Here is a 1,731-nt window from a genome sequence, read left to right as displayed (position 1 = left end):
TTCGTTCGGTGAGCGTGCCCAGGGCGAGGTTCACGCCCCTGCGGGTGCCGTCGCCGGTGCCATCGCTGCTGCCGGTGCCCGTCGCGGTCACGTCGTTCAGGCCGTACTTGCCGCTGAGCACCCCGCCGCCCAGCGGTGAGTACGGGACCACGCCCAGGCCCAGTTCCCGGGCCATCGGGATCAGGTCGCGCTCCGCGGTGCGTTCGAACAGGCTGTACTCGAGCTGCAGCGCGACCAACGGCGACCAGCCGCGCAGCTCGGCGATCGCCTGCATCCGGGACACCTGCCAGGCCGGGGTGTTGGAGATCGCCACGTACAGCACCTTGCCCTGCCGGACCAGGTCGTCCAGGCCTCGCAGGACCTCCTCGACCGGCGTCCGGAAGTCCCAGACGTGCAGGTACAGCAGATCGAGGTAGTCGGTGTCCAGCCGCCGCAGGCTCCCCTCCACCGAGCCGAACAGGGCCTTGCGGTGACCGCCCCCGGAGTTGGGGTCGCCGGGGCGGCGCAGCGTCGAGTACTTGGTCGCCGGCACCAGGCGGTCGCGCTCCTCTCGGGCGAACTCGCCCAGCAGGCGCTCGGAGCTCCCGTCGGTGTAGGTGTCGGCGGTGTCGAGGAGGTTGCCACCGAGGCCGAGGTAGTGGTCGAACAGCTTGCGGGCCTCGGCCCGTTCGGCGCCCCAGCCCCGCTCGGTGCCGAAGGTCGCCGTGCCCAGGGCCAGCGGTGAGACCCGCAGCCCCGAGCGGCCCAGCAGCCGGTAGGTGTCGAGGGTCAGTGCCATCAGGTCCTCCTGTGCTGGTGGTCCGTTGCCGGGACCGGGTCTGGGGCGGCGGCGGCCCGGGGGTAAGGGACGGCGCTTCCTGGGAAGGCCGGTCCCACCTTGGCGGTTGGAACGGTCATGGCGACCCGAACCATGGACACCGCCCAGGAGTTGGCCGCTTCCTGCGGAGCAGGCGCGAACGCCTCGACCCCGGCCGGCTGGGCCTGCCGTCGCACCGGCGGGCCCGGCGGACGCCGGGGCTGCGCCGGGAGGAGGTCGCCGAACTGGCCGGGGTCAGTACCGACTACGTGGTCCGGCTGGAGCAGGGCCGGGGGCTGCGGCCGTCGGCGGAGGTGCTGGCGGCGCTGGCCCGGGCCCTGCGCCTGGACCCGGGCGAACGCGACTACCTCTTCGACCTGGCAGGGCGCCGCCGTCCCGGCGGCACCGGCGGGTCGGCCTCCGGTGTGGCGCCGTCGCTGGCCCATCTGGTGGATGACCTCTCGCCGCTGCCGGCCATGCTGCTGGACCGCCGCTACGACATCCTCGCCTGGAATCCCGAGATGGCCCGGCTGCTGCCGGGTTTCGGGGCCGTTGCGCCGTCACGGCGCAACGCGATGCGGCTGTGCCTGCTGCACCCGGCGATGCGCGGGTTCTACGCCGACCGGGAGCAGGTGTTGCGGGACGGGGTCGCACACCTGCGCGCGGCCTGGGCCGCGCACCCGAAGGACCGGGCGCTGTCCGGCCTCATCGCCGAATTCACCGCGCAGGACGAGGACTTCGCCCGCTTGTGGTCCGAGCGGGAGGTCCGCGTCAACGGACGCGGCCGCAAGGTGCTGCGGCATCCGGTCGCCGGTGCGATCACCATCGACTACGAAGTCCTGCTGCCGCTCCAGGACCCGGAACTGCGCCTGCTGGTCTACCGCGCCGCGGACGAGGAGAGCCGCGCGGCCCTGGAGCAGCTGTGCGCCCGGTGA

The 1,731-nt window shown here is 73.3% G+C and carries 2 protein-coding genes; one reads left to right on the top strand and one right to left on the bottom strand.

The annotated features are described in order from the left end of the window. On the bottom strand, positions 1–778 hold a 778-nt coding region (locus tag ACH4J0_RS43150; protein WP_396246655.1), incomplete at its 3' end, for an aldo/keto reductase. Between the two features lie 11 nt (positions 779–789). Between ACH4J0_RS43150 and ACH4J0_RS43145 the strand changes: the two genes are divergently transcribed. After that, on the top strand, positions 790–1,731 hold the full coding sequence (locus ACH4J0_RS43145; protein ID WP_396246654.1) for a helix-turn-helix domain-containing protein: 942 nt from the start codon (positions 790–792) through the stop codon (positions 1,729–1,731).

Source organism: Kitasatospora sp. NPDC017646, assembly GCF_044329365.1.
Lineage (GTDB): Bacteria > Actinomycetota > Actinomycetes > Streptomycetales > Streptomycetaceae > Kitasatospora.
Note: the sequence above shows the minus strand (reverse complement) of the source record. Positions and strands in the feature narration are given on the sequence as shown.